Raw genomic sequence first — 26,042 nt, 5'->3', positions numbered from 1 at the left:
TTGCTATGTGAAAGTAGGACATTACCAGGCTTCAAATTGTAGAAAGCCCGAATCTAGCGATTCGGGCTTTTTTACGTCTGCAGAAAAGTAAAATGTGCGCAATTAATACACACTCACATCAACACCTATCACGTAGGGCGAGCGCAGCGCAGCGACTCCTGACGCTAAAATCACAACAAAATCCCTCAATACCCCATTCGGCCAATAAAGTAGCATTTACTACGTGACTCTCCACCGCTGTGGGTATCGTGACATTACGGAGGCTTCACATTGTAAATAGCCTTGCTTTAACTATTCAGTAGCCTATTAGACATTCCCATTAGGTATATAGCCTTATTTACAGACACTAGTAAGCAATTAATTGGGGGGCACTATTGTGCGCTAAGTTTACCTAAGTGATTTACCGCATTACATCTGTAACTAACTGTAGTTTTAGCGCGTGCAGAATAAATACACATACCTGATAATTATACTAATCGGCAATAATACCTAATCAATTTGGTGGATTGAACTTGACGTTAATTGCGTTAGAAATTTCTGATATACGATTGCATGGATACAGAAGGTTGAGCAACTTAGGAGTAATTGGCGAGAACAACGAAATAAAGAAATTTTTGACCTCAAATAGATCATTTAACTAGGTAGATTGGCGTAAAGTTTATTTTATTTTATTTTATTTTTATATTCTCTTGGTTCTAACTAACCACCTATATACGCCAATAAAGAACAATGCAGCAGGTCCAAAGCCACTCAGCACCCAAATGACTTTTAAAATGTTACCGCCAATGCAGCCGTCATGTAGAGGGTGTATCCAGTTTTTTATTTTACTAGCCGTACTTTGCTTATCTATATTAAACACGCTCTCTAACTTTCCTGTAAGTGCATTAACCTCTATATAGCTATGTGGAAAGCGATACGAAGGATCGTTTACAGTTTGAAATCTTAATCTGTAAATAGCATTTAAGTTTGATGGTGTTTCAATCCAAGCTAAACGCGTATTCGGTAATGCTTTTTCAGCTATTAATACCGCTTGTGATAAAGGAATATTGGTTTGTTTGCTCGGTTGAATTTGTGTTTTTGGTGGAGAGTTTATATCGCTAACTAGAGCGGTTAATATAGGATCTGTTTGTTTTGGAATAGCGAGCATAACACCTGTAACAGTTAAAGCTAGTAGCGGTATGCAGAAGGTTAAACCAATTAGTTTATGCCAGTCGTATAGCAAACCTATTTTAGAGCTACGAGATTTAAATTTTAGTGCCTTTACCCACTGCCCAGGCTTTGGAAACCAAGCAAAGAATCCAGAGATAAGAAGAACTATTGAGGCTATGCCTATATAGCCAACAACGAGAGTGCCCGTTGCTCCTGTTAGTAATGAAAAATGTAAGTTGTACATCCAAGTTACTAAGTATTTTCCCCAATAGTTTTTACGTATTACTTTATCACTACTGCTAGATAGCCATACCATTAAGGGGGCAAAGCCTTGCTCTTTTGTTTCTATTGGATTGTAGTATCGCGCGGGAATTACTGAGTTTATACCTGTGTTTTCTAATCGCCATGGCCCTTGCTTTGAAGGGAAATTGGCTCTTAGCGTATTATATGCTTGATCCCAATTAGGCGTTTTTATGTTTGTAATAGCGTCATTTGCTGGATTTAGCAGTAAGTCTATTTGTGGGTAATAAACTAATACGGAGCCAGAAAGGCTAATAATAGCAAGTAAAACACCTATCGATAGACCTAAGTATAAATGTAACCGCCTGAATATTTTTCGCCATGAAAGCTTTAGTGTCATTAATTAAATAGTCGTAATGAGTAATGCAGGTTTATTGGGCATTAAAGAATGATTAATTACGCGGTATATTATATGGTTTTTTGATATGAGTTGTGCGGCATTTTGTCGCACTTATTAAATTAGGTATTTAGAAAGTAAAACGCCAGCCCTTGGCTGGCGTTAAAATACAAACTTGAAGCTTATTTAAGCTTTAGGTCCTGCATTTTTTATATCGTCTGATACGTCATACTTAGCAAAGTTTTCAGTGAAGTCTGCGGCAAGTTTTGCTGCATATTCATTGTACTTAGCTTTATCTTCCCACGTATTAATAGGATTAAGTAAGTTAGTATCTACACCTGGAACTGCTACCGGTACATCTAGGTTTAAAACATCAATGTGCTGAGTTTCAACACCCGCTAATTTACCAGATACGATTGCATCAATTACTGCACGAGTAGTTGGGATATCAAAACGTTTACCTGTGCCGTAAGGGCCGCCAGTCCAACCTGTATTCACAAGGTACACCTTAGCGCCAAACTCGCGTACACGCTTCATAAGAAGCTCAGCGTAAACACCAGCAGGGCGTGGGAAGAATGGTGCGCCAAAACATGTCGAAAATGTTGATTCAATATCGCTAGTTGAACCAATCTCAGTAGAACCAACTTTTGCTGTGTATCCACTTAAAAAGTGAAAAGCAGCAGCTTCTTCGCTAAGTATAGAAACCGGTGGTAATACACCGCTTACATCACAAGTTAAAAATACAACAGCCTTAGGTTCGCCTGCGCGGTTTTCTACTTTACGTTTTTCAACGTGTTCAAGTGGATATGCTGCACGGCTATTTTGAGTAAGGCTAGTATCGTTAAAATCTGGAACGCCTTTTTCATCTAACACTACATTTTCTAAAATAGTGCCAAAGCGAATAGCATTCCAAATTACAGGTTCATTCTTTTGTGACAGGTCGATACATTTAGCATAACAACCGCCTTCAATATTAAACACGCTTCCAGGTGCCCAGCCGTGCTCGTCATCACCAATTAAAAAGCGAGTAGGATCTGCTGAAAGAGTTGTTTTGCCCGTACCAGATAAACCGAAGAATAATGCTGTATCGCCTGCTTCACCAACGTTAGCAGAACAATGCATTGGTAATACACCTTTTGCTGGTAGTAGGAAGTTTTGTACAGAAAACATCGATTTTTTCATTTCACCGGCGTAACGCATACCTGCTAGTAATACTTTACGCTGTGCAAAGTTAATAATAACGGTGCCATCGCTATTTGTGCCATCACGTTCTGGCTCACATACAAACGAAGGAACGTTCATTACTTGCCATTGTGGTAAGTTTGAAGCGTTATAGTTCTGCGGTTCGATAAACATGTTTTTGGCAAAAATATGGTGCCACGCTGTTTCTGTAGTTACAACTACAGGTAGATAATGCTCAGGGTCTGCGCCAACTTCTAGGTGAGAGGTGAAGTGGTCATTACTTTGAACATGTGATTCTACGCGAGCCCATAATGCGTCAAATTTGTCTGCATCAAATGGACGATTAACATTGCCCCATTGAATATCATTTTGAGTTGTTGCTTCTTGTACAATAAAACGATCTTTTGGTGAACGACCAGTTCGTTTTCCTGTAATTGCAACAAAAGCACCATTTGCGGCTAAAGTACCTTCGCCACGGCGGATCGCATGCTCGACAAGTTCAGCTGCGGTTAAATCGACAAAACGTGTAGCGCCTGTAGTCATGTTTATACCTAACTATGTGTGAGAGTTTGAACGGATAGCTCTGGGGTTATCAGTGCCCTTAAACTGAAATTATAGTAACAGAAGGTTTTAAGATATTCGAGCCCGTAAAGCCTCTAAAAACACATATATTTAAGAAAAAACATGAATAATTTCAATGATACCGGTGTCATGAAACTAGCAAAAAAGATGACACCGGTATCATCTTTTTATAATATAAAACCGCATATTTTGCGGCTTTAATTACTATATATAGATGAAGCTGAACATTTAGTTGAAAATGCTTTTTATATCTTGTTCGTTAAAAACATACTCTTTTAAACAGTAATGACAGTTAATATTAACAGACCCTTTCTCAGCTACGTCTTTAAGTAGTTCTTCTTGTCCAATATTAACAAGCGCAGTAATTGTTTTATCACGACTACAACCACATTTGAATTTAATCGCTTGAGGTTCAAATACGCGAGGATTATCTTCGTGATAAAGGCGTGTAAGGACAGTATTAGCATCAAGGTATAATAGTTCTTCATCTTTAATTGTATTACTTAATGCTTCTAGGTGTGCAAAGTCTTCAATTGATTTTTGTTTATCAACTGGGAGTACTTGTAAAAATAGACCACATGCTTTTGCGCTACCTTCTGTTGTGTCGGTTGCAAACCAAAGGCGTGTTTTTAATTGCTCTGACTGCTCAAAGTAACTTTCGATACATTCACTCAGAGTATCATGCTCTAGCGGAACTATACCTTGGTAACGTTCACCCTTACTTGGTGTAATAGTGATCACCATATAGCCCTGACCAATAAGCTCTTTTACAGTTGTGCCCGTAATTTCGCTTTGCAGGCGTGCAATACCACGCATGTTTTGTTTATCATCACCATTTATAACTGCATATTTAACTGGGCCATCACCTTGAAGCTGTACTGCAATTTCACCTTCAAACTTTAAAGTGGCGGTTAATAAACAGGTTGCAACAAGTAACTCACCTAGTAATGCTTTAACAGGGTCTGGGTAATTATGGTCGGCAATCATTTCATTATAAGCATTCTCGATTTGTACGAGTTCGCCACGAACATCTAGTTCGTTGAATAAATAACGGTGAAGTAAATCTTGTTGCATGAGCGGCTATACCTAACTTGATTTCATTTTTAAAAGTTCGCGTCTTTGCTTTTTATCCGGTTTTTTATCCGGATGAGGAGCAAAAAAGCTGTTATTTTTGCGTGCGATGCTGTTTTCTTCGCGTTTAGCAATACTTGCATCAGATTCTTGATACATGGTCTGTGCAATGGGGGCGCTTTGACGTTTTTCAAGCACTGAGAGTATAGTTATCAGCTTTTCATCTACGCCCTGAGCCAGTTTTACTTTTGCGCCAACGTCTACTATTTTACTCGCTTTTGTACGTTGCCCATTATAATGTACTTTGCCGCCTTGCACCATTTCGCGTGCAACTGCACGAGTTTTATAAAATCGCGCAGCCCATAACCATTTATCTAATCGAACTTTTAACCCATCTACAGGGTCTGAGCTGGTATTAGCATTACTTTTTTTACTCATAAGGCATTTCCCCACGTTTTTATAGCTTAAAATTTATCATGAAATCATCGTAGGATGAAGGTATTACAACGGCAGTTTACTTTTTGTACTGTTATGTAAAGTTAATTTAATCTGTTTACAAAGTTTAATATTAGTGTGCTTGTTGAAAGAAAAATGAAAGGGTACTATGGGTACGCGCTAACGCAGTAAATTAAAATAAGAACACTATTTATGGAACAGCAAATCCAACAACTAAAACAATTTTTAACTCGTTTACCGCATGCTAAGTTAAGTGCATTAGTGACACTGTTAGTTGTTGTTTATCTTGCATTTTTATTATCAAAACTTGTTTGGCTTTTGTGGCCAAAACCACCAGTAACTCTACTTACCCCTACTCATTATGCTAACCAATCATCTGGTGCGAGTAACAACTCAGCGCAGCATATTATTGAGCAATTTTTATTTGGTAAAAAAACTGTAACAAACAACAATAATACTGCAAAGCAATCGCAGGTAATAAATAATGCGCCAGAAACGCGCTTAAGTATCAATTTAACCGGTATCGTAGCGGTTAATAACGATGACAAAGCAGGTATCGCAATTATTGAATCACAAGGTAAGCAAGTAAGCTATCTTGTTGATGAAGTAGTATCGGGTACGCGTGCTGAAGTTGCACAAATATTGCCGGATCGTATTATTTTGAGTGTTAATGGACGCTTTGAAACATTAATGCTTGATGGACTCGATTTCAGTAAGAAGGTGTCTATGCCAGTACTCGCTGCGCGTGATGATTCTGAAATGGGTCCGCAAAAATTAGAACCAAGTGATCTACAAATAGATGCCACTGCAGATCCGGACGTTAAAGAAGCAATTATAGAAACACGTGAAGAGTTACTCGAAGAGCCGGGCAAGCTATTTGACTATATACGTGTTTCACAAGCCATGAATGATGGTGAGCTAATTGGATATCGCTTAAGTCCAGGTAAAGAGCCTGAGCTATTTAAGCAAATGGGTTTAAAAAATAACGATTTAGCCATTTCTATAAATGGCTATCAATTAACAGATTTAAAACAGGCTATGTCAGCTATTAATGAGCTGCGTAATAGTACAGATGCCAATATCACTATAGAACGTGATGGTGAACAAATTGATGTGCAATTTAGTCTGCAATAATTTAGCTTTGGAGTTTTAATACGATGGTTCAGGTGCTACACCTCAAAAAAATTAAAAAAGGGTTAGCTAAGTACGCAGCACTTTTTTTGGCGGCAAGTATTTCTTTGTCTGTTTCTGCTGTTGAATATGCTGCTAACTTTAAAGGAACTGATATCAATGAGTTCATTAACATTGTTGGTAAAAACCTTAATAAAACAGTAATTATTGACCCTAACGTGCGTGGAAAGGTAAATGTTCGCAGTTACGAGTTAATGGACGAAGCACTTTATTATCAGTTCTTCTTAAATGTATTGGAAGTTTATGGCTACTCAGCTGTTGAAATGGACAATGGCATAATTAAGGTAGAAAAAAGTTCAGACGCTAAAAAATCAAATGTGCCACTTATTGACGAAGGTAGTGAAGCTAGCGGCGACATGATGATTACGCGTGTTGTACGTGTTAAAAATGTAAGTGTGCAGGAGCTTGGTCCTCTAGTTCGTCAATTTAGCGATCAAAAAGATGGTGGCCACGTTGCTAACTTTAATGCGGCTAACGTAATGATGCTAACAGGTCATGCTGCATCGGTTAATCGCTTAGTTGAGATTATTCGCTCTGTTGATCAGGCGGGTGACAAGCGTGTAGACATCGTTAAGCTTAAATATGCGACGGCAGATGATGTTGTCTCTGTGGTAGATAATATTTATAAAGACAGCGGTAAAGGCAGTGTACCTGAATTCTTAATTCCAAAAGTTGTGGCTGATGGCCGAACTAATAGCGTTATTGTAAGCGGTGAAGGCCAAGCCCGTACACGTGCTATTGAGCTCATTAAGCGCTTAGATGGTGAGTTAGAAAGCCAAGGTAATACTAAGGTGTTTTACCTAAATTATGCTAAAGCTGAAGATTTGGTCAAAGTATTGCAGGGTGTTAGTAAGTCACTTGTTGAAGATGCACAAGGCGGTACTACTAAAACTCGTAGCAGAAGCAATAATGAAAGCAGTATAGAGTCTCACCCAGACTCAAACTCATTAATTATTACCGCACAGCCAGACACAATGCGATCACTTGAATCTGTAATTGAACGCCTTGATATTCGCCGTGCCCAAGTACTAGTTGAAGCCATTATTATTGAAGTAATGGAAGGCGACGGGGTTAACTTAGGCCTGCAGTGGATTTCTGAGCAGGGCGGTATGCTGCAGTTTAACAACGGCACTACGGTTCCCGTGGGCTCGTTAGCTGTTGCTGCAGAGCAAGCACAAGATGTAACCGTTACTAAAAATATAATAGGAACAGAATCTGGTACGGTAACACCGTATACGGAAACAACAGAAGGTGACTATGGTCCATTAGCCTCCTTACTTAGTGGCATTAATGGTTTAGCGCTGGGCGTTGTTAAAAATGATTGGGGCGCAATTATTCAGGCTGTTGCCACTGATACAAATTCAAATATTTTGGCTACCCCTTCTATTACTACAATGGATAACGAAGAAGCCTCTATTTTAGTCGGTCAAGAAGTACCTATTATTACAGGCTCACAAACAGGCAGTAATAATGCTAACCCATTTCAAACAGTTGAGCGTCAAGAAGTAGGTATTAAGCTGGTAGTTACGCCACAGATTAATGATGGTTCAGCAGTACAGCTTACTATTGAGCAAGAAGTATCGAGCGTAAGTGGTGCAACTGCGGTTGATATTTCAGTAAATAAGCGTTCAATTAAAACAACTGTTATGGCCGATGATGGCGGTATGGTTGTACTTGGCGGTTTAATTGACGAAGACGTACAAGAAAGCGTTTCTAAGGTGCCGTTATTAGGCGATATCCCTATTTTAGGACACCTGTTTAGATCAACAAATACAACGCGCCGTAAGCGTAATCTTATTGTGTTTATTCGCCCAACCATTATTCGTGATGGTGTAAGCATGAATAAGTTAAGCTTTAATAAATATAACTTTATTCGTGGTGAGCAGTTTAAACAAAAAGAAGACGGTATTGAGTTAATGCCAATGACTGATACGCCTATTTTACCTGAGTGGAATGACGAATTAGTACTTCCCCCTACGTATGAAGAGTCTCTGCGTAAACAAAATGCACAAGAGCGTAAAGATGACTAATGCGATTCAAGAGATAAACCAAGATGTGGTTCATCCTAAAACGCATAATCAGGATGAGCTATTAACGAGTGATGTGTTAGTTGAGTTACCAGCAAAGCGTTTGCCGTTTTCCTATGCAAGACGTGCAGGTGTGTTACTTGGCAAAAACAAAGATCACCGCATAGTTTACTACCGTGGTGAGCTAGATGTGGAAGTACTATTAGAAGTACGCCGTATCGCAGGCCATGGTTTTACACTTGAGCAATTGGCTGATGATAAATTTGAGCTATTGCTTGAAGCGTCATACCAACGTGATAGCTCTGAAACACAACAAATGATGGAAGATATTGGCAACGAGGTTGATTTATTCTCACTTGCTGATGAACTTCCGCAAACTGAAGATTTACTGGCTGGTGACGATGATGCGCCAATAATCAAGCTTATTAACGCCATGCTAAGTGAAGCGATTAAAGAAGGGGCTTCTGATATTCATATCGAAACCTTCGAGCAAGAGCTTGTTATTCGCTTTAGGGTCGATGGCGTGCTTAAAGAAGTACTTAAGCCTAATCGTAAACTTGCATCGTTACTTGTGTCTCGTATTAAAGTAATGGCTAAGCTTGATATAGCCGAAAAACGCATTCCACAAGATGGCCGTATTAGCTTACGTATTGCCGGGCGTGCAGTTGATGTGCGTGTGTCTACAATGCCATCGAGCTTTGGTGAGCGTGTAGTACTGCGTTTACTTGATAAAAACAACGCGCGTTTAAACCTTGAAGATTTAGGTATGACCGCAGATAACCGTGCATTGTTTTCAGATTTAATTAGTAAACCCCACGGCATTATTTTAGTAACAGGGCCAACGGGCTCTGGTAAAAGTACCACTCTATACGCTGGTATGAGCCAAATTAACTCACGCGATCGCAATATTCTTACCGTTGAAGATCCGATAGAGTACGAAATTCCAGGCATTGGGCAAACACAAGTTAATGCAAAAGTTGATATGACATTTGCACGTGGTTTACGTGCAATATTACGCCAAGATCCTGATGTAGTAATGGTGGGTGAAATACGCGACCTTGAAACTGCGCAAATTGGTGTTCAAGCGTCACTTACCGGCCACCTTGTTATGTCTACTCTGCATACTAATACCGCATCGGGTGCAATTACACGTATGGAAGATATGGGTGTTGAACCATTCTTACTTTCATCGTCGTTACTCGGTGTGTTGTCGCAACGGCTAGTACGTACATTGTGTAATACCTGCAAAGAAGGTCACACGGCTGATGAGCATGAATGCCAGCTGTTAGGGGTTCCTTTTGAAAGCCAACCGACAATTTATCGAGCAGTAGGGTGTGAAGAGTGTAACTTTAATGGCTATCGTGGTCGTACGGGTATTCACGAGTTACTTGTAGTTGATGAAACAATACGCGAAATGATTCACAACGGTAAAGGCGAGCAAAGCGTAGAGAAATACATTCGTAAGCGCAGCCCAAGTATTCGCCAAGATGGTTGTAGCCGTGTACTTGTAGGTAAAACAACACTTGAAGAAGTATTGCGTGTTACCCGTGAGGAAGGTTAACTATGGCGGCGTTTGAATACCGTGCCTTAGATGGCCGAGGTAAAGAAAAAAAAGGCATTTTAGAAGCTGATACAGCTAAACAAATTCGCCAAACTTTACGTGATCAAAAACTTACGCCGCTTGAAGTTGTCCCTGCGGCGCAAAGTGATAAACAAGTCAAAGGCGAAAAAGCCCCTTTACTCGGTGGCTTTTTTAAGCCTACAATTTCAACCTCAGACTTAGCATTAATTACAAGGCAATTAGCAACACTTATTCAATCGGCACTTCCTGTTGAAGGCGCTGTTATGGCGGTTGCTGAGCAATGCGAAAAGCCGCGTTTAAAGCGGATGCTTATGTCGGTACGCTCAAAAGTAGTCGAAGGTTACACCCTTGCCGATGGTCTTAGTGAGTTTCCTCATGTTTTTGACGACTTATATCGTGCAATGGTAGCCGCAGGCGAAAAGTCGGGTCACCTTGACCAAGTACTTAATCGTTTAGCCGACTATACCGAGCAGCGCCAACATATGCGTAGCCAAATAACTCAGGCTATGGTTTACCCCATTATATTAGTGGTATTTGCAATTGGTATTGTGTCGGTATTACTGGGCACCGTAGTACCAAAAATATTAAAAACGTTTGAAAAAACGAAACAAGTACTTCCTTGGACAACCGAATGGGTTATGGCAGGCAGCCATTTTGTGCAAAATTATTGGTTTATTAGTTTAATAGCGATTACAGCTATAGCCATTGGTATTAAGCATGCACTTAAGCAGCCTAAAATACGTTTTTGGTGGGATGACCGAGTGCTACATATGCCAGGTATAGGTAAAGTGGCTCGTGGTATTAACACCGCACGTTTTGCGCGTACTTTAAGTATTTTATCGTCAAGCTCGGTACCATTGCTCGAGGGGATGCGTATCTCGGGCGGTGTATTAATTAACGAAAAAATTAAAAAAGCGGTTGCAGATGCATCCGATAGAGTGAGTGAGGGTGCAAGCTTAAGAGCTGCACTTCAGCAAACTAAGTTGTTTCCACCAATGATGCTGCATATGATAGCAAGTGGTGAAAAATCAGGTGAACTAGAGCAAATGTTAGAGCGTGCTGCAAATAACCAAGATCGCGAATTTGAGAGCATGGTTAATGTATCGCTTAAACTACTAGAGCCTGCGATGATCGCCTCAATGGCGGTTATTGTATTATTTATAGTAATGGCAATATTGCAGCCAATAATGGCGATGAATAAAGCTGTTGGACTTTAAGTTAGAATAAATTTTTAAATATATTAATGGTTTTACCTAAACCATTTTTACTTAATGTTTTTAGAATAATGAGGTAATTACGTGAATAAACAATCAGGTTTTTCTTTACTAGAAGTGATGGTGGTACTGGTTATCATCGGGATGATTATGTCAATTGTTGCACCTAACATTATGGGTCAGCAAGAAGAGGCTGCTATCGATAAAGCGCATCTAGATATTCAGCAATTAGAAGATGCAATGAGCTTATACAAGCTTAAAAATAAGAGCTACCCAAGCACAGAGCAAGGTCTTGAAGCGCTAGTTACTCAAACAAGCATTGAACCGGTTCCAAAACGTTTCCCTGACGGTGGTTTTATTAATGAATTACCAGAAGATCCATGGGGTAATCTATATCAGCTAATTAGCCCAGGTGAAATTGGCAAGTTTGATATTTTTTCTATGGGCCCTGATGGTGAAGTAGGTACTGATGATGATATCGGTAACTGGGACGAAGAAAAACAATAATGCTTAAGTACACTGCTTTGTATGAACATGTTAATGCTAGAGGCTTGCTATGAAAGCAAGCCTTAAGCAGCGCCATGCAAAAAGCAGAGGCTTTAGTTTAATAGAAATTTTAGTGGTATTAGTGATTATCGCTTTTGCTACAAAAATGGTGGTATATAGCTTAGAAGGCGGTGCTGAGGAAGAATTAGATACTCAAGCATTAAGGCTGCATACCACCATTAACATGGCATCGGAATTTGCCATTTTAAACCAAGTTGAATTGGGCTTATTAGTAGAAGAAAATACGTTAGAGTATTTAGTTTTCGATGGTGAAAAGTGGATTACCTTTGACCGTGAAGATCTTTTTAAACCAATAGAGTTAGATGAAAGATTAAAGCTCACTCTCAACTTAGAAGATTTAGCGTGGGCGCAAGATAACCTCTTAGAGCAATCTAACTGGCGCGAACTTATGAGTGGCGGCGATGAGGACAGTTTACTTGAGCTTAAAAAGTTAAAAATCCCACAAGTGCTTATTTTGTCATCAGGTGAGGTAAGCGCGTTTCAACTTATATTAGAGTTAAAAGAGCAAAGCGAGCCTGTGTATTACATTGAAGGTGAATTTGCTGCACCAGTAAACTTTCGCCGAGAGCCAGAATAATGAAGCGCACTAAAGGGTTTACCTTATTAGAGGTATTAGTGGCATTAAGTATTTGTGCTATGGCGGGTATAGCTGCAATGCAAGCAACAAGCGAGCACATACACCACTTAACGACTATTGAAGAGCAAACCTATGCATCTTGGGTCGCCGAAAACGTTATTATTGAACAGCGTACTAAAGGCGAACAATGGCAAGGTAAAAATAACCTTAAAGGCAGCGAAGTAATGGGCGGTGTTGAATGGTTTTGGCAGCAAGAAGTAACAGCCACTGCTGACAAAAGCTTTGTTAAGTTAACCATAAATGTTTTTACGGATGAAAAATATGAGCATTCGGCATATGAGTTATCAACGTATCTAAATAAAGGCAAAAAGTAAGTGAAGCAGCGCGGGTTTACATTACTTGAAGTTATGGTAGCACTGGGTATTTTAGCTTTTGTTATTATTGCTACTCATCAAATATTAGAGACGACAACAAGAGCAAAAGATGCCTCCGATGAAAAAATTGCTGAGTTAAATGGGTTGCAAACAACATTTAGGTTAATGGATCAAGATTTTAGCCAAATGACTAAACGTGCAGTACGAAACGAATCTGGTGATGTTCAAGAGCAATATTTACTTGCTGGTCGTTACGTTTTAGAAAGCCAATACGATGGTATTGCGTTTGTACGAGATGGCTGGATAAATCCAATTAATTTATTGCCACGTTCAGAACTACAAGCCGTTGGTTATAGAGTGATAGACGATAACCTTGAGCGTGTTTATCGGGTTTATGTTGATCAGCTTGATAATATGGAACCGCGAGTTCAACGTGTACTAGAAAATGTTGAAGAGCTTAAGTTTGAGTTTTTAGATGATAAAAACGAATGGCAAGAACAGTGGGAAATTAAAGCTCTCCCTAAAGCGGTTGCTGTTACTTTGCAACAAATAGAAGCAGAGCCAATTCGTCGTGTATTTTTAGTTCCTGGGCAAGGCAAAGTTGTTGCTACACAAAGTACGGATGTGAATAATGGTTAAGCAGCAATCATCGCGCGGCGCAGCACTTGTTATTGTTTTGTTTATTGTGGCATTAGCGGCTATTTTAGCAGTAGAAATGAGTGCTAATTTAATGGTTCAAGTGCAAAAAAGCACTAATTTGCAAGGTCATCAGCAAGCTAAATGGTACGCCTACGGTGCAGAAGAGCTTGCTATTAAAGGGCTAATACAAAGTAAAAAAGATGATGCTGATAAAACAACACTTGATCAAGTTTGGGCAACTCAAGGTGATGCTTCATACCCTGTTGATAACGGCACGTTAAGTGGCAAAATCACTGATTTACAAGCATGTTTAAATTTAAATGCTTTAGCCATAGCGCCAGAAGAAAATAGCGCAAGTAAAACAAACCCTGCACATAAAGCACTATTTGCATTACTTGAAAACATTGAAGATTTACCTGCTGATGAATCAGAAGAGACAATGGCAGATAGCGTATTTGATTGGCTTGACGAGGACAGTATTACATATCGCTCAGGCGCAGAAGAAGACGAGTATTTATCACGAGATTTTCCGTATATGACAGCCAATAGTTTATTTGCATCAACATCGGAATTACGCTTGGTTAAGGGCTTTAACCCATTAGTGATGGAAAAAGTACTGCCATATGTATGTGTAATACCAGGCAGTACGCTTTTATCTATTAACGTAAATACATTAATCCCAGAGCAAGCACTTATACTCAGTGCCTTAATAGAAAGCTTGAGCTTATCTGGTGCAGAGGCTGTGATAGGTGCAAGACCGCAAACTGGCTTTGACACCATTGATGAATTTTTTGAACAGGTGAAGCAACAAGGCGGTACTAATACCGACTCAGTCAAAAGTTTATTTAGTATTAAAAGCGAATATTTTAAATTACAAACGCAGGCAAATTTTGTCGACCTGCGTTTTTCGATGACCACATTACTGCACGCTAAAGACGGTGACGTAACGATACTGGCGCGAAAATTTGGAGGCGTACAGTGACAGAAATACTGTTGATCCGCACGGGTCAAACCGAGCAAGAATTGCTTAATTGGTTAATTTACTCACCACAAGAACAAGAAATAATAGCCAGTGGCGAGTTACCAAATGCAGAGCATTTAAGTGAGCTAAGCGAAAAAGCACTTACCCGAGAAGTGGTCGTGTTGTTACCAAGTGATCAAGTGCAATTAAAAACGGTCGCTTTGCCAACAAAATGGAATCGCAAGCTTGAGCAAGCATTGCCATACATGCTGGAGGAAGATATAGCATGTGACGTAGATGAACTGTTTATAGCAGTAGCGCAGCCGACAATGCTTGGTGAGCAACATGCAATTCGTGTAGCAATGACAGACCGTGAATGGTTTGAACAATGGCTCGCATTATTTGTAGAGCATAATCTATCAGTATACAGAATATTACCCGATGCTTTGTTGTTACCGCTTGCAGATGATGGCGCAGTTACCGCTATCGAGCTCAATAACCAATGGTTATTTAAGCAGGGGCAATGGCATATAGGTGCGGTTGAATCTAGTTGGTTAAATGGCTACTTAACAGCCATGGGTAATCCTGATATTAAACATTTTAGCCCAGCTAGTCAGTTTCCAGAAAGCGTTAACTTACAAGCGCAAACGAGTGAGTACGACTTACCTCTAGCATTATTTGCAAAGCAGTTAGATAGCGTTAACTTTAACTTACGCCAAGGTATGTATCAGCTTAAAAAACAAAGCGCTTTATGGTGGGGTTACTGGAAAGGCGCCGCAATTATAGCAAGTGTTGCATTGGTTTCTACTATTACAATAAAAGCTATTGAGTTACACCAACTTAATACACAAGTAGAAGTAGCTAAAGCTCAAGTAGTCGACAGATACCAAAAAGCATTCCCAGGAACTAAAGTTCGCCCCAATCTAATTAAAAGCCAAATTAAAGGCGCGTTAGATAAAGTGCAAGGCTCAAGTGAGTCGGGCTTTTTAGACTTAACGACTAATTTGGTTGATGTATTTTCGCAAGTGAGCGAATTTACACCTGAAACACTTCGTTATGACAAACGTCGCAATGAGCTGCGCATTCGTGCACGTGCTAAAGACTTCCAAACCTTTGGTAAAGTAAAAATCATACTTGAAAAACAAGGTTTAACTGTTGAGCAAGGGTCTTTAAATAACGACGGTGATTATGTCGTTGGTGAAATTAAACTGCGAGGTGCAGTATGAAAAAGCAGTTAATGCAACAATGGCGCTCGCTTAAAGAGCAAGAACAACAATTGGTAATGGTCGCTGGTGGCGTGTTTATTATTTTTGTTTTAGTAATGGGAATATTTCGACCATTAAATAATGCGATAGAAAAGGCACAGCAATCTCAAATTAAACAACAAGAGCTATTAGCTTGGGTTGATGAAAGCATTGTTAAGCTAAAGGCTGCGGGTAACACCAGTGTTGCTAGCAATGTAAACTTAAGCCAAATTGTTAATTCTACACGTGGGCGCCATCAAATAAGTATTAGTAAAATGCAGCCTAGTACGGGGTCACTTCGTTTAACGCTCGACTCTGTAGAGTTCAATCAGTTAATAGAGTGGTTAGATGAGCTAGTGAATCAACACGGCTTAAAAATTGAAAACTTAGATTTGAGCCGCGATGATAAATCAGGCTATGTGCGTGTAAGCCGTTTAGTATTAGAGAATTAATTAATGAAAAAAATAATAACGTTATCGGCTGTCTTTTTAATTAGTTTTATTGTGTTTTGTATTATTAAATTACCAGCACATATTGCACTAGATATAGCAAAACCGTACTTTCCAAAGCAATTAGAAGTAGGGCAAACTGTAGGCACTGTTTGGCAAGGTCAAATGATGCAAGTTCGTTTTGATGGTGAACAGTTAAATAATGTTCGCTGGGACATTGCTGGCTGGAAGTTATTTACAGGCAAGCTAAATGCGAATGTGAAGTTTGGTAATGCACGAGAGCGTAGTGATATCTCGGGTTATGCTGATGTAAGTTATGGGCTTTTTAATCAAGAAGTTAAAGTGACTGACGGCCTAGTGCGCTCAACAGTAGAGCGTGCAATGCAGCGCGTGCAGCTTCCCCTACCTGTAACCGCTAAAGGGCGTGTAATTTTAGAACTTGATGAATACAGCTCAGGTGCACCTTATTGTGATTCACTAAAAGGTGAAATAGCGAGCCCTAATATTGACGTGCAAGGCTTAAATGGGTGGTTTAATATTGGCCCTCTGGCTGGTAAGTTAAGCTGTAAGTCGGGCGATATTGCTATATTAATTGACCCAGATAATACGCTTGGCCTTGAGGCAGATGCTACACTTAAAGCTAATTTCGACTTTAGTGTGGCAGGTTATGTAAAACCAGATGCTAGCTTACCTAAAGATGTACATGATGCGGTTAAATTTTTAGGCCGACCAGATAGCCAAGGTCGTTACCCGCTCAACTTTTAATGTTTGAATATAAAGAGTTTTAATGCAAATACCCCAATTTACTGAGCTGCACGCAAAGCAGCTCAGCACATTTTTAAATACCCAATCTCAAGCAATGACCCTTCAACAAAGCCAAGGCTATTTATTTGGCGTTATTTGTTCGCCCAATCCATTAGATGTGCATGAGTGGCTTGAGCAGATATTACCAAATACAGCTAATGATTTAGATGAAGAAGTACTTTTCTTGTTTATGGCGCTATACCATAAAATTAGTGAGCAAGTATTTGAAACAGGATACAAACTACCCGTTGAGTTTACTATTGAGTTTTGTAAACCATGGAGCGAAGGCTTTTTAGTGGCTACTAAAGCATATGCAGAGCCACTTTTAAATGCACCTGAGTTAGATGCTGACTTTAAAGAAGCATTAGAGAGTGCATTAAGTACACTGAGCTTTTTTGCTCTTGATCAGCAAGCAATTACTCAGATTGCTCAGCAAAATAGTATGACTAAAGAAGCCTTATGCCAGTATCAATATGAATCAATGGGTGACTTTGCACTAGGCTTTGCGGAGCTCATAGAAGTTGTTGCCATTAACAGTGGTTTAATAACTGATGACAGCTGGGACGAATAGTTTTAGCTTAAGCGCTTAGGTAATCTAAGCGCTTAGTTCTAATACAATATCAGTACAGCCTTGCTTACACTTTACCATACCTTTACCAGGCTCGCAGGTGGCTAAATCAAGTGTTAAAACTCCATTACATTTCTCACACTTTAACGTTTTGCCTTGTGCTAATTGTTTAAGCATGTTGCGCTGTTTATGAAATGAGTCGCTTGCTTTTTTATTTAATCCTGAAAAATCCACTACTTTGCTCGCTTTTGCTCTAATGCTTCAGTCACTATTTTACATACTGTATTTAAACGATCGCCATAAAAATAAAGGTTTAAGTCACGTTCACGACAATAGCGTAGGTGAAATAACTGAACAGAGTCATCTGTTGTAAACGTTTTTTCTACGTACTCACCCTCAGATTCAGACAATTTAAGTTGACTGCTGATCCTATTTTTAGCCATATTTGCAGCAGGGCTTCTGTTAACCTTACTTGCATCACTTAAAAAACCAATGCCTTCACCTAATAACCTTTCGCGAGGTTCTTTTATAAGCGGATGATCGATTGTAAAAAAGGCAAGGATCACAACTACCAAAATAATAAATTTTTTCATGGATACGTAAACCTTGATCTAAGTAGGGTTGAATTACCATGCAGTGTAATAAACTGCATTTTAAAAGCAAGTAACTGGGATGAATAAATTATTAGCGATCTATGCCAGTAATTTTAACCAACATTGTTATAATGGTTAACAGCAGTCAGATATTTCTGAAATATCTGAAAGTATTCGAGAAGGCAATTTATTAAAGTAAATCTGCCTAGCAAGTAACTTGCTAGCTTTAAGTATAGAGTACTTGAGTATTGCTGGATTTTTATTTCCAAGCGGCGTTGAGGAACTTCGATGGACAAACAAATTAAAGTAAAGAATATCCCTGTAGAGGTGAAAATCCAAAAACCGGATTTAAGCCGTCAAGATGATAGGTTCAATCCCCGAAATCGTATTTATGTGCGTGCCGTAAAAGGCCTACATCAATTACTTAGGCAGCGCATTGGCTTTTTAGGCCTACTTGCGTTTATGTTACTTCCTTGGATTAATTTTAACGGCCAGCAAGCAGTGCTGTTTGATCTAATTGGTCAAAAATACAATATTTTTGGTTTAACGCTATGGCCTCAAGATTTTACCATATTAGCGTTTATTTTTATGCTGGCAGCATTTGCGCTGTTTTTAGTGACCACCTTCTATGGACGGGTGTGGTGTGGCTACACATGTCCGCAAACTGTTTGGACCTTTATTTTTATTTGGTTTGAAGAAAAGCTTGAGGGCACGGCTAATCAGCGTAAAAAACTCGATCAAAGACCCATGAATTTTGATAAGTTTTGGCGTAAAACGGCAAAGCATACTAGTTGGGTATTGTTTTCGTTATATACCGCTATTTCTTTTGTGGGTTACTTTACGCCAATCAGAGAGTTACTTCCTGATTTTGTAACGTTTAACGTGGGTGGTTATGCACTAGTCAGTATTATTTTCTTTGCTGCGTGTACCTATGGTAATGCCGGTTGGATGCGAGAAATTATGTGTTTACACATTTGCCCTTACTCACGTTTTCAATCAGCTATGTTTGATAAAGATACATACACTGTAACGTACGACGAAAGCCGTGGTGAAAGCCGTGGTCCTCGTTCACGTAAAGTAGATCATGAAGATTTAGAGCTAGGCGACTGTATCGACTGCAACCTGTGTGTTCAAGTGTGCCCAACAGGTATTGATATTAGAAATGGGCTGCAAGCTGAGTGTATTAACTGTGGTGCATGTATTGATGCGTGTGATGGCGTAATGGATAAAATGGAATACCCGCGTGGACTTATTTCATATACGACAGAGCGAAACCTCGAAACCCCAGAAAATAAAACGAATCCACTACGAGCTAAAATCATTGGTTACACGGTCATACTTGTTGTGCTTACGGGAGCACTTGTAGCTAATATAGCGCTGCGTAAAACAATGGACTTTGATATCATTCGTGATCGAAACCAATTATATCGTGTCGATTTTGATGGTTTAGTAGAGAACACCTACACATTAAAGGTAATCAACAAGGCGCAGTACGAGCAAACTTTTAATATTAAAGTGCAAGGGTTAGATAACTTTAAGTATATTGGTAAGCAGTCATTTACTGTGCAGGCAGGGCAATCTCATAATGTGCCATTGTCGCTTGTAATGGACCCTTATGATTTGAAGGTGTCGATGACAGAGTTTAACTTTGTGCTTTCACCGGTAGATGAGCCGGATGAGACAATATCGCAGTCGAGTAACTTTTTTAAAGCGCGATAATCACAACCTACCTTAAATAGGTAAGTTGATATAGCAATTAACAAAAGCGGGTATATAACCCGCTTTTTATTTTATATAAGAAGAGTATGAGTAAATTTAGTTTTATTGACTTAACACCTGACCTAATACTCGATGCAATAGAAAGCGTAGGTGTGTACGCTGAATCTGGTTTGTTGGCACTCAATAGCTATGAAAACAGAGTGTACCAATTTAAAGCCGATGATGGCCTGCGTTACGTAGTGAAGTTTTATCGCCCAGAGCGCTGGAGTAGGGAGCAAATTCAAGAAGAGCATGATTTTGCATTTGAACTGGCAGAAGCGGAAGTGCCTGTTGTTGCCCCTATTTTATATAATGGACAAAGCTTGTTTGAACACGAAGGTTATTTGTTTGTGTTGTTTCCAAGTGTCGGCGGGCGTTTATTCGAGGTTGATAATTTAGACCAGCTTGATGTAATGGGGCGTTTAATTGGCCGTATGCACCAAGTCGCTAAAACAAAACCTTTTACTTATAGGCCAACAGTTACCTGCGAGGAGTATTTACATACAGCCAAAGTTCATCTTCAAAAAAGTAACTTAGTGCCTATGGGAATAAATACTGCCTTTTATACTATTTTAGATTTAGTGATAGAGCAGGCGCAAAAACAGTATAAAGATGTGCAAAGTATTCGCTTACATGGTGACTGCCACGTTGGTAATATTTTGTGGGCAGGTGATGCGCTCATGTTTGTTGACTTAGATGACAGCCGCCAAGGTCCTGCAATCCAAGATTTATGGATGATGCTCAGTGGCGATAGAGCGACGCAACTGTTACAGTTAGACACCCTTGTGAGTGCGTATGAAGAGTTTTGTGATTTTGATCACTCTCAACTCAAATTAATTGAACCGCTGCGAGCGATGCGTATTATCCATTATATGGGATGGGTAGCTAAACGATGGAGCGATCCTGCCTTTGTGCGGAACTTTACATGGTTTGCTGATGACAAATACTGGGAGCAACAAATTTTAGCACTGAAGGAGCAACTTGCAGCACTGCAAGAAGCACCGTTAAAGTTATTGCCGTAATATTTTATTTAAAGACAAGTACAACGAGATACAAATGCTTAAAAAATTAAAACTGAGTTTATTACTTTTATGTTTACCATTTGCAGCACTTGCTGCACAGTTTGAAGTTGATAATCAATACACTGTTATTGATGTAGACAAAAGTACATCACCACAAGTAACCGAGTTTTTCTCATTTTACTGTCCACATTGCTTTAAGTTTGAACCAGTAGCAAAAGCAATTGAACAAGGCTTGCCAGAAGGCGCGGAGTTTATTAAAAACCACGTGAACTTTTTAGGTGGCGTGTCGCCACAAGCACAAAGTAATTTAAGCTTTGCCTACTTAATTGCTAAGCAGCATGGTCAGGCGCAGAGTATTAGCGATCAAATTTTTAAAAGTATTCATGTTCAGCGTGCTCCTTTAACTGAAATGAAAGACGTTAAAAAATTACTTGAAGTAAACGGTATTGATAGCGCAACGTTTGATCAAGAAATTGCAAGCATGCCAGTTATTTCGGCTGAGCAAGCAATGCAAAACAAACAAAATAAATATTCAAAATTAGGCGCACTTACAGGTGTACCTACTTTTATTGTTAACGATAAATATAAAATAAACCTCAACACCATCAAAAATCAAAAAGAACTTGATGAGTTAGTAGCGTTTTTATTAGCACTATAAATTTCGGAGCATAATAATGATTAAATTAGTTAAAGCAGGTTTGCTTGCAGTACTACTTCCTATGGCGGCAACAAGCTTTGCAGCAACGTATGAAGAAGGCGTGCATTACGACGTTGTTTCTGAGCGCGCAACAAAAAAGCCAGAAATTAAAGAGTTTTTCTCATTTTACTGCCCTGCATGTAATAACATGGAAGCACTAATTGGTGAGTTTAAGCCTAAGCTTGATAAAAACGTTAAATTTAAAAAGAGCCATGTTGATTTTGTAGGTGTACGCGACCCAGAAAACCAACAGATGATGAGCCAAGCACTCGCTACTGCAGAAGTGCTTCCGCAAAAAGATAAAATTGTCTCTGCAATCTTTAATCATATTCATACAAAGCGCGCTAGTTTTAATGAGCTTGCAGATGTAAAAGATATATTTGTAGCGCAGGGCGTTGATGGCGATAAGTTTGATAAGCTGTTTAAAAGCTTCTCGGTACGTACGCTGAGCTCTAAAATGAAACGCGATCAAGACTACTTTAAAGAAAAAGGCGCACTACGTGGCGTACCTACATTTATTGTAAATGGTAAGTATAAATTAAACCTAGGTCGTGAGTCGGGTATTACTGAACCAGAAGATATTAGCAAACTGATTAATTACTTAGCTAACAAGTAAGTTTAGCTAAAACTAAAAAAGCTCCTACAAGGAGCTTTTTTTATGGGTAACGTTTACTGAGCGTATTTATTTGCGCTGCAAGAAAACACCCGACTCAATGTGATGTGTATATGGGAACTGATCAAATATAGCAAAGCGCTTAACGTTGTGCGTACGTGTTAGGTGATCAAGGTCACGCTCAAGGGTTTCAGGATTACACGATATATAAATTATGCTTTCGTAGTTAGCTACTAAGTCACACGTTAATTCATCCATGCCCGCGCGCGGTGGATCAACTAATATGGTTTGGCAGTCATAGCTTTTAAGGTCAATACCGTCTAAACGAGAGAAAGTACGCTCGCCATTCATTGCTTGAGTAAACTCTTCACTAGACATACGAATAATATCTAAGTTCTCTACGTTATTTTTAGCAATATTGTATTGAGCAGAATGAACAGATGATTTTGATATTTCTGTTGCTAATACTTTATTAAAACAGCCCGCTAACGCAATTGAAAAGTTACCGTTACCGCAATACAGTTCTAATAAATCATTTTTAAGTGGTTTACATAAATCTTGCGCCCACTCCAGCATATTAATATTTACTTTTGCATTAGGCTGAGTAAAGCTATTTTCTACTTGTTGATAAATAAGCTCTTGACCATTAACTGTTAAACGCTCAGTTACAAAGTCATCACCCAGCACTTCTTTTTGTTTGCGAGCACGGCCGATAAAGTCAATTTTGTATTTACTGCTTAGTTTTTCTTTAAGCGCTTTAATTTCACTTAACCATTCATCATCAAGTGGTTTGTGATAAAGCAAGCTTACTAAAATTTCACCGCTTAGCGTGGATAGGTAATCGATTTGAAATAACTTACGACGTAATATTTCACAAGGCTTAAGATGCTCAATCATCACCTGCATTATTTCACCAACTAGAGGCGCTGCTGGATCAAATGTATCAACACGGATTTTTTCTTTTGTTTGTTGATCAAACATAATGTGAAACAGATCGTCACCGTCGTGCCATACTCTAAATTCAGCACGTTGGCGGTAGTTAGTTGGCTCTGAGCTAAATACTTCTAGTTGCTCCACACCAAAACGTTGGAACTGTGCACTAATACGCTGCTCTTTTTCACTTAACTGCGTTTGGTACTGTGTGGTATCTATTTTAATAACTGCCATTAACGCTACTACCTTATCTAAGATCTGTTTATCGGCGCTATTGTAGGGAGCGCTGCGTATTTGTCTAGTTTTGGCTAGCATTTATGCTGTTTTATTGAACATTGTACTTTAGTTTTTGTTGTTATAGCCGATAATAAACTACGCACGCTTAGGAGACGAATCATGAAAATAGGTAATTATGGCTTTACGCCAAACAACAACATCAATAAATTCAATAATAAAGCTGATATACAGCAACCTACAATTACGTCTCCTCAAGATAGCTATCAACAACGAGGCCGAGAGTTGGCCGCAAAGGTGCTTGGCGATAAAATGGCTGAGCAGCTTGGATTGCCTATCGCAGAAAAAAAAGCAGATAAACCACTATTTGATTTTGATGAAATAGTAAAAAACGTACTCGATTTTGTAAGTCGTGCTGTTAATAAAGCAAAAGCTAATGGCGCTGATGACGAAAAGCTCAAAGATATGTTAGGCGACGCGCGCAAAGGAGTCCAAATAGGGATTGACGACGCTGTTGATGAACTCAAAGGTACAGGTGTATTTAATGATGACATGGAAGAGGGGATTAATAAGTCCAAAGAGGGAATTTACAATGGGCTCGATAAGTTTGAAGAGTCGTTATTTAACCCACAACCTGCCAGCGTAAATATAAGCCAGGCTCAATATGTCAGTATGACGAGTAATGCAGAGTATAAATTTACCACCGCAGAGGGTGACGAGGTAAGTATTAGCTTTGCAGATGCATTTGAATCTCAGTCGGCAAGTGGCTATCAGCAAAACAGTAATAGCGAGTCGTTTGCAAGCTCATCATCGCAATCTCGACAGGTATCATTTTCGATGTCGGTTAATGGTGACTTAAATGAGCAAGAGCAAGAAGCTATTAATGCAATGATGGAAGACTTACAAGATCTAAGTAAAACCTTTTTTGGTGGTGATTTAGATGAAGCATTTGAACAAGCGCAAGAGCTGAGTTTAGACAGCGATCAGCTGGTGGCTTTTTCTATGGATTTACGCCAAACAAAAACAATAGCAACAGTTAAAAGCTATGAAGAATATAGACCAGCACCAGAAAAACGAGTAGCGGAAGGTTTAGCTCCTTTTAATGATGACCTTAAAAATGCTTTTGAAAAAGCGGGTGAGCTTGGATTACAAAATCAGCTAGCTGGCATTCTCCAATGGTTAAATCAAGATCAGGAGCAAATAGATAAGTTAGTGGATTACACAAAGTCTATGTTCGAAAACCTTAATCAGTTAAATTCGGCAGCCGACGAGCTTGCTGATTTAGAAACCACGCAAAGTTAAACTACTTTCTTTTATAAATATCTCATGGCAAACTGCCGTTCTTAAAGTAAAGTGGGAACGGTAGTTTGTCAGCGCATATAATGGTCTTTGATTCAGGTATTGGTGGAACTACTGTACTTGAGCATATAAAGCAAAGTATCCCCAATGCTCAGTACAGTTATTTTATGGATAATGCATTACTACCTTATGGTGCTCAATCCCAAAAAACAATCATTAACCGATTATGCTCACTTATTCATTTCATCAAAGCTAATACGCTTAACGTTGATTTAATTGTAATAGCGTGTAATACCGCTTCTACATCTGCACTTAGCGCTGTTCGCCAAATGACAGATATTCCTATAGTAGGTGTTGTGCCAGCAATAAAGCCTGCGGCAGAGTTAACACGTTCAAATCATATTGGCTTATTAGCCACACCGGCAACGGTCGCCAGTTCATACACTAAAACATTAATTACTGAGCATGCACGTAATGTAACCGTTAATCTATATAGCAGTGTGGAGTTAGTAACTTTAGCTGAGCAATACTTTTTTACAGAGTCTTTTGATACAAACAAGTTGCATCAAGTGCTTGATGACCTACATATAGATAAAACTATAGATGTACTTGTATTAGGATGTACGCACTTTCCAATATTAGCAGAGCCTATTAGTCAGTATTTTAAAGGGAATGTAAAATTACTTGATTCAGGTGTAGCGATAGCAAACAGAGTCAACTACCTACTTAACCAACTTAACTTGTGTGTGAATAAACTAACAGACATAAAAAAGCCGCTGCAATATTATGCAACGGCTGATGTGTTTAGCAATAAGCTAGCGGTAAAGCTAGTTACACTGACTGATCCGTCTCAGTACGTAGAGCATTAGAATCATCTTCTTGTTTTTGTTTTGCTTCACGTACCTTTAAAGTACGTTGTTGGAACTCGCTATCGTTCAAGTTAGCAATTGCATTGTCTGCATCAGCTTGCGCCATTTCAACAAAACCAAAGCCACGACGCTTGCCAGTATTCTTATCCTTTAATAAACGAACATTGAATACTTTGCCTTGTTCTTCAAATAATGCACGAACCACACCTTCGTTTGCACGATAAGGAAGGTTACCAACATAAAGCGTTTTTGTTTTAACTTCAGCTTCTTCAGTCACATCAGATGACATTGCAGCAATAGCAATCGCACCTATTAATAAACCAGCACCAAATAGTAATGCAGGGTTTAAAGCTAAGCCGCCTAAAGCAAACTCAACAACAACAAAACCAACTACAGCAAGAATAACAGAGAAGATAAAAGATTTTTGATCGGGTAATTTCATTTTAGATCTACCAATAAACAGGAAATAAACATTAATTTAACATTGTGAACTTGCTATCTTAACGTCTAAATCAAACATAGCAATGATATTTGTATTAAATAATAAATAAGAGCACAAAAAAGCATCATCTTAGGAAGGTTTTCATATGGTTTTACATGGTTTTGTTCTATTTTTGTTCGAACAGTAAAAAGATCTAAAAAAAGGGTTGATCTGTTTTCGGATCTCCCTATAATGCGACCCCACTGAGACGGGAAACGCCAACGCATAGCGAGGCAGGAACAACTCAGAGAGTTAAATAAAACTTCGGT

27 protein-coding genes are annotated in these 26,042 nt (G+C 39.1%); 19 read left to right on the top strand and 8 right to left on the bottom strand.

Translation table 11 applies throughout. The features are described 5' to 3' along the window. Window positions 1–679: 679 nt before the first annotated feature. The 4 genes from GQR52_RS19370 to hslR all read right to left on the bottom strand — a co-directional run bounded on the left by GQR52_RS19370 (window position 680) and on the right by hslR (window position 5,059). Entirely contained in the window at window positions 680–1,789 is a 1,110-nt protein-coding gene (locus tag GQR52_RS19370; protein WP_165729498.1) for a PepSY-associated TM helix domain-containing protein, read from the bottom strand. A gap of 183 nt (window positions 1,790–1,972) precedes the next feature. Continuing rightward, on the bottom strand, window positions 1,973–3,511 hold the full coding sequence (locus tag GQR52_RS19365) for a phosphoenolpyruvate carboxykinase (protein ID WP_007586595.1): 1,539 nt from the start codon (window positions 3,509–3,511) through the stop codon (window positions 1,973–1,975). Window positions 3,512–3,778: 267 nt separating this feature from the next. Then, window positions 3,779–4,624, bottom strand: coding sequence for an Hsp33 family molecular chaperone HslO (gene hslO, locus GQR52_RS19360; protein ID WP_165729497.1), 846 nt, complete (start codon window positions 4,622–4,624; stop codon window positions 3,779–3,781). A 12-nt stretch (window positions 4,625–4,636) separates the two neighbouring features. Continuing rightward, complete coding sequence (gene hslR, locus GQR52_RS19355) at window positions 4,637–5,059, bottom strand: ribosome-associated heat shock protein Hsp15 (protein ID WP_007586590.1); 423 nt, start codon at window positions 5,057–5,059, stop codon at window positions 4,637–4,639. Window positions 5,060–5,269: 210 nt separating this feature from the next. Between hslR and gspC the strand changes: the two genes are divergently transcribed. The 13 genes from gspC to GQR52_RS19290 all read left to right on the top strand — a co-directional run bounded on the left by gspC (window position 5,270) and on the right by GQR52_RS19290 (window position 17,277). Then, a complete protein-coding gene (gene gspC, locus GQR52_RS19350; protein ID WP_010555417.1) occupies window positions 5,270–6,211 on the top strand; it encodes a type II secretion system protein GspC in 942 nt (313 codons plus the stop codon). Between the two features lie 23 nt (window positions 6,212–6,234). Then, entirely contained in the window at window positions 6,235–8,298 is a 2,064-nt protein-coding gene (gene gspD / locus GQR52_RS19345; RefSeq protein WP_024591434.1) for a type II secretion system secretin GspD, read from the top strand. Beyond that, complete coding sequence (gspE, locus tag GQR52_RS19340) at window positions 8,291–9,856, top strand: type II secretion system ATPase GspE (protein ID WP_010555415.1); 1,566 nt, start codon at window positions 8,291–8,293, stop codon at window positions 9,854–9,856. Before gspD ends, gspE begins: the two co-directional genes overlap by 8 nt. Window positions 9,857–9,858: 2 nt before the next feature. Beyond that, complete coding sequence (gene gspF, locus GQR52_RS19335) at window positions 9,859–11,094, top strand: type II secretion system inner membrane protein GspF (protein ID WP_002962033.1); 1,236 nt, start codon at window positions 9,859–9,861, stop codon at window positions 11,092–11,094. A gap of 81 nt (window positions 11,095–11,175) precedes the next feature. Further along, window positions 11,176–11,598: a type II secretion system major pseudopilin GspG gene (gene gspG / locus GQR52_RS19330; protein WP_007586585.1), complete on the top strand. Its 423-nt coding sequence runs from the start codon at window positions 11,176–11,178 to the stop codon at window positions 11,596–11,598. A 49-nt stretch (window positions 11,599–11,647) separates the two neighbouring features. Continuing rightward, window positions 11,648–12,235: a prepilin-type N-terminal cleavage/methylation domain-containing protein gene (locus GQR52_RS19325; RefSeq protein ID WP_010555414.1), complete on the top strand. Its 588-nt coding sequence runs from the start codon at window positions 11,648–11,650 to the stop codon at window positions 12,233–12,235. Then, window positions 12,235–12,609: a type II secretion system minor pseudopilin GspI gene (gspI, locus tag GQR52_RS19320; protein ID WP_002962039.1), complete on the top strand. Its 375-nt coding sequence runs from the start codon at window positions 12,235–12,237 to the stop codon at window positions 12,607–12,609. The genes GQR52_RS19325 and gspI overlap by 1 nt, the downstream gene beginning before the upstream one ends. After that, window positions 12,610–13,248: a type II secretion system minor pseudopilin GspJ gene (gspJ, locus tag GQR52_RS19315; protein ID WP_010555413.1), complete on the top strand. Its 639-nt coding sequence runs from the start codon at window positions 12,610–12,612 to the stop codon at window positions 13,246–13,248. It abuts the gene before it with no gap. Beyond that, on the top strand, window positions 13,241–14,230 hold the full coding sequence (gspK, locus tag GQR52_RS19310; protein WP_007586581.1) for a type II secretion system minor pseudopilin GspK: 990 nt from the start codon (window positions 13,241–13,243) through the stop codon (window positions 14,228–14,230). The genes gspJ and gspK overlap by 8 nt, the downstream gene beginning before the upstream one ends. Beyond that, on the top strand, window positions 14,227–15,435 hold the full coding sequence (gspL, locus tag GQR52_RS19305) for a type II secretion system protein GspL (protein ID WP_024591438.1): 1,209 nt from the start codon (window positions 14,227–14,229) through the stop codon (window positions 15,433–15,435). The genes gspK and gspL overlap by 4 nt, the downstream gene beginning before the upstream one ends. Further along, window positions 15,432–15,905, top strand: coding sequence for a type II secretion system protein M (locus GQR52_RS19300; protein ID WP_165729496.1), 474 nt, complete (start codon window positions 15,432–15,434; stop codon window positions 15,903–15,905). Before gspL ends, GQR52_RS19300 begins: the two co-directional genes overlap by 4 nt. 3 nt (window positions 15,906–15,908) lie before the next feature. Then, on the top strand, window positions 15,909–16,667 hold the full coding sequence (locus GQR52_RS19295; RefSeq protein WP_007586576.1) for a type II secretion system protein N: 759 nt from the start codon (window positions 15,909–15,911) through the stop codon (window positions 16,665–16,667). 22 nt (window positions 16,668–16,689) lie between these two features. Further along, window positions 16,690–17,277 (top strand): UPF0149 family protein, encoded by a 588-nt coding sequence (locus GQR52_RS19290; RefSeq protein WP_165729495.1) that lies wholly within the window; start codon window positions 16,690–16,692, stop codon window positions 17,275–17,277. Between the two features lie 24 nt (window positions 17,278–17,301). On the opposite strand, the gene GQR52_RS19285 is transcribed toward GQR52_RS19290, so the two are convergent. Both GQR52_RS19285 and GQR52_RS19280 read right to left on the bottom strand, forming a co-directional pair. Further along, entirely contained in the window at window positions 17,302–17,508 is a 207-nt protein-coding gene (locus GQR52_RS19285; protein WP_165729494.1) for a hypothetical protein, read from the bottom strand. After that, the gene (locus GQR52_RS19280) at window positions 17,508–17,867 is read right to left on the bottom strand and encodes a hypothetical protein (RefSeq protein WP_165729493.1); all 360 of its coding nucleotides are present in this window, start codon (window positions 17,865–17,867) and stop codon (window positions 17,508–17,510) included. Before GQR52_RS19280 ends, GQR52_RS19285 begins: the two co-directional genes overlap by 1 nt. Before the next feature lie 288 nt (window positions 17,868–18,155). Between GQR52_RS19280 and ccoG the strand changes: the two genes are divergently transcribed. From ccoG to GQR52_RS19260, 4 genes are all read left to right on the top strand, one after another. Continuing rightward, the gene (gene ccoG / locus GQR52_RS19275) at window positions 18,156–19,586 is read left to right on the top strand and encodes a cytochrome c oxidase accessory protein CcoG (protein ID WP_007586568.1); all 1,431 of its coding nucleotides are present in this window, start codon (window positions 18,156–18,158) and stop codon (window positions 19,584–19,586) included. A gap of 86 nt (window positions 19,587–19,672) precedes the next feature. Beyond that, entirely contained in the window at window positions 19,673–20,647 is a 975-nt protein-coding gene (locus GQR52_RS19270) for a serine/threonine protein kinase (RefSeq protein ID WP_165729492.1), read from the top strand. Between the two features lie 34 nt (window positions 20,648–20,681). Continuing rightward, window positions 20,682–21,305, top strand: coding sequence for a thiol:disulfide interchange protein DsbA/DsbL (locus tag GQR52_RS19265; protein ID WP_007586563.1), 624 nt, complete (start codon window positions 20,682–20,684; stop codon window positions 21,303–21,305). 16 nt (window positions 21,306–21,321) lie between these two features. Continuing rightward, the gene (locus GQR52_RS19260) at window positions 21,322–21,960 is read left to right on the top strand and encodes a thiol:disulfide interchange protein DsbA/DsbL (protein WP_010555409.1); all 639 of its coding nucleotides are present in this window, start codon (window positions 21,322–21,324) and stop codon (window positions 21,958–21,960) included. 66 nt (window positions 21,961–22,026) lie between these two features. On the opposite strand, the gene trmA is transcribed toward GQR52_RS19260, so the two are convergent. Further along, window positions 22,027–23,124: a tRNA (uridine(54)-C5)-methyltransferase TrmA gene (gene trmA, locus GQR52_RS19255; RefSeq protein WP_007582854.1), complete on the bottom strand. Its 1,098-nt coding sequence runs from the start codon at window positions 23,122–23,124 to the stop codon at window positions 22,027–22,029. A 162-nt stretch (window positions 23,125–23,286) separates the two neighbouring features. Between trmA and GQR52_RS19250 the strand changes: the two genes are divergently transcribed. Both GQR52_RS19250 and murI read left to right on the top strand, forming a co-directional pair. Then, entirely contained in the window at window positions 23,287–24,426 is a 1,140-nt protein-coding gene (locus tag GQR52_RS19250) for a DUF5610 domain-containing protein (RefSeq protein WP_165729491.1), read from the top strand. A 65-nt stretch (window positions 24,427–24,491) separates the two neighbouring features. Further along, window positions 24,492–25,292 carry a glutamate racemase gene (murI, locus tag GQR52_RS19245; RefSeq protein ID WP_165729490.1) on the top strand — a complete coding sequence of 267 codons (801 nt, stop codon included), beginning with the start codon at window positions 24,492–24,494 and terminating at the stop codon, window positions 25,290–25,292. Here the strand turns inward: murI and GQR52_RS19240 are convergent. After that, a complete protein-coding gene (locus GQR52_RS19240; RefSeq protein WP_007582860.1) occupies window positions 25,255–25,734 on the bottom strand; it encodes an RNA-binding protein in 480 nt (159 codons plus the stop codon). The two genes, murI and GQR52_RS19240, sit on opposite strands and share 38 nt — an antisense overlap. Between the last annotated feature and the right edge of the window lie 308 nt (window positions 25,735–26,042).

This window comes from Pseudoalteromonas sp. 31A1 (assembly GCF_011378815.1).
In the GTDB taxonomy this organism is placed as follows: Bacteria; Pseudomonadota; Gammaproteobacteria; order Enterobacterales; family Alteromonadaceae; genus Pseudoalteromonas; species Pseudoalteromonas arctica.
This window is presented reverse-complemented; position numbering and strand designations above follow the sequence as displayed.

What these genes read in the sequence shown, in the direction of transcription:
- GQR52_RS19250 (WP_165729491.1), top strand. Translation starts at nt 23,287, where the DNA reads ATGAAAATAGGTAATTATGGCTTTACGCCAAACAACAACATCAATAAA.
- gspC (WP_010555417.1), top strand. Translation starts at nt 5,270, where the DNA reads ATGGAACAGCAAATCCAACAACTAAAACAATTTTTAACTCGTTTACCG.
- GQR52_RS19325 (WP_010555414.1), top strand. Translation starts at nt 11,648, where the DNA reads ATGAAAGCAAGCCTTAAGCAGCGCCATGCAAAAAGCAGAGGCTTTAGT.
- gspI (WP_002962039.1), top strand. Translation starts at nt 12,235, where the DNA reads ATGAAGCGCACTAAAGGGTTTACCTTATTAGAGGTATTAGTGGCATTA.
- ccoG (WP_007586568.1), top strand. Translation starts at nt 18,156, where the DNA reads ATGGACAAACAAATTAAAGTAAAGAATATCCCTGTAGAGGTGAAAATC.
- GQR52_RS19270 (WP_165729492.1), top strand. Translation starts at nt 19,673, where the DNA reads ATGAGTAAATTTAGTTTTATTGACTTAACACCTGACCTAATACTCGAT.
- GQR52_RS19365 (WP_007586595.1), bottom strand. Translation starts at nt 3,511, where the DNA reads ATGACTACAGGCGCTACACGTTTTGTCGATTTAACCGCAGCTGAACTT.
- GQR52_RS19370 (WP_165729498.1), bottom strand. Translation starts at nt 1,789, where the DNA reads ATGACACTAAAGCTTTCATGGCGAAAAATATTCAGGCGGTTACATTTA.
- GQR52_RS19260 (WP_010555409.1), top strand. Translation starts at nt 21,322, where the DNA reads ATGATTAAATTAGTTAAAGCAGGTTTGCTTGCAGTACTACTTCCTATG.
- gspF (WP_002962033.1), top strand. Translation starts at nt 9,859, where the DNA reads ATGGCGGCGTTTGAATACCGTGCCTTAGATGGCCGAGGTAAAGAAAAA.
- gspK (WP_007586581.1), top strand. Translation starts at nt 13,241, where the DNA reads ATGGTTAAGCAGCAATCATCGCGCGGCGCAGCACTTGTTATTGTTTTG.
- GQR52_RS19280 (WP_165729493.1), bottom strand. Translation starts at nt 17,867, where the DNA reads ATGAAAAAATTTATTATTTTGGTAGTTGTGATCCTTGCCTTTTTTACA.
- trmA (WP_007582854.1), bottom strand. Translation starts at nt 23,124, where the DNA reads ATGGCAGTTATTAAAATAGATACCACACAGTACCAAACGCAGTTAAGT.
- GQR52_RS19290 (WP_165729495.1), top strand. Translation starts at nt 16,690, where the DNA reads ATGCAAATACCCCAATTTACTGAGCTGCACGCAAAGCAGCTCAGCACA.
- GQR52_RS19300 (WP_165729496.1), top strand. Translation starts at nt 15,432, where the DNA reads ATGAAAAAGCAGTTAATGCAACAATGGCGCTCGCTTAAAGAGCAAGAA.
- gspE (WP_010555415.1), top strand. Translation starts at nt 8,291, where the DNA reads ATGACTAATGCGATTCAAGAGATAAACCAAGATGTGGTTCATCCTAAA.
- GQR52_RS19265 (WP_007586563.1), top strand. Translation starts at nt 20,682, where the DNA reads ATGCTTAAAAAATTAAAACTGAGTTTATTACTTTTATGTTTACCATTT.
- GQR52_RS19295 (WP_007586576.1), top strand. Translation starts at nt 15,909, where the DNA reads ATGAAAAAAATAATAACGTTATCGGCTGTCTTTTTAATTAGTTTTATT.
- gspD (WP_024591434.1), top strand. Translation starts at nt 6,235, where the DNA reads ATGGTTCAGGTGCTACACCTCAAAAAAATTAAAAAAGGGTTAGCTAAG.
- hslR (WP_007586590.1), bottom strand. Translation starts at nt 5,059, where the DNA reads ATGAGTAAAAAAAGTAATGCTAATACCAGCTCAGACCCTGTAGATGGG.
- GQR52_RS19240 (WP_007582860.1), bottom strand. Translation starts at nt 25,734, where the DNA reads ATGAAATTACCCGATCAAAAATCTTTTATCTTCTCTGTTATTCTTGCT.
- hslO (WP_165729497.1), bottom strand. Translation starts at nt 4,624, where the DNA reads ATGCAACAAGATTTACTTCACCGTTATTTATTCAACGAACTAGATGTT.